Here is a 1,127-nt window from a genome sequence, read left to right on the forward strand (position 1 = left end):
TTCCCAGCGGCCGGCTCTCGGCGAAGAGACGGTCAACGAGACCCGCTCCCGGTTCACCATCGAACCGCTGGAGCCCGGCTTCGGCTACACGCTCGCCGTTGCCGCCGGTTACCGCGTCATCGGTAGTCATGAGGCCGAGCGCGCCCTTAGCCTCTAGCCAGGGGCGGATCGAGGCGGCGTCGCGGGTGGTGATGCCCAGGTGGGCGCCGGAGTCGGTGATGATCTGGGCGATGCGGTCGGTGGGGTAGGCGGGGTCGACGGGGACGAAGGGGGCGCCGGTCTTGGCGACGGCCCAGACAGCGGTGACCGAGGCGGCGCTGCGGGGCACCGCGATCACCACGGGGGTCTCCGGGCCCGCCCCGGCGCGGATCAGGGTGCGGGCCAAGCGGTTCGAGTGTTCGTCGAGATCGCGGTAGGTGAGGTGGGCCGGGCCGTCGATGATCGCGATGCCGTCCGGATTGGTGGTGACGGCGGTGGCGAGCAGGTCGGGCAGGACGGCGGGGGCGACGACGGCGGGCAGTGGCGTCCCGGGCAGGATCGTGCGCTCGCGGGCATTGAGCAGATCGATATCACCCACCGGGACAGCGGGATTCGCGACGACGGCCCGCAGGATACGGAGCCAGCGGTCGGCGAAGCGGGCGGCGGTGGCCGCGTCGAACAGGTCGGTGGCGTAGATCAGCTCGGCGACGATGCCCGAAGGCGAGTCGGCAGGCTTCTCGGTGAGCACCACGTTCAGGTCGAACTTGGCCACGTCGATCGGCAGCTCGACGCCGCTGACCGTCAGGCCGGGCAGCTCCAGGCTCGCCTGGGCGGTGTTCTGGAAGGCCAGCATGACCTGGAACAGCGGGTGCCGGGCGGTCGAGCGTTCCGGATTGACGAGGTCGACCAGCCGCTCGAACGGCACGTCGGGGTTGGCGAAGGCGTCGAGGTCGGTCTCGCGGACCTGGTCGAGCATCCGGTCGAAGCCGGCGCCCAGGTCGACCTCGGTGCGCAGCACCACGGTATTGACGAACATGCCGACGACATCGTCGAGTTCGGCTTCGCCTCGGCAGGAAAAGACCGCCGCGAAGCAGTGGGCGGATCAGCACAAGCAGTTCGTGGACCAGGCTTTCGCCGGTCTCTGAGCC

The 1,127-nt window shown here is 70.0% G+C and carries 1 pseudogene; it reads right to left on the reverse strand.

The features are described 5' to 3' along the window. Window positions 1-208 precede the first annotated feature (208 nt). A pseudogene (locus ACWDNU_RS46585) lies at window positions 209-1,015 on the reverse strand (condensation domain-containing protein); the annotation flags it as partial. Window positions 1,016-1,127: the final 112 nt, after the last annotated feature.

It is taken from the genome of Amycolatopsis sp. NPDC003676 (assembly GCF_053587275.1).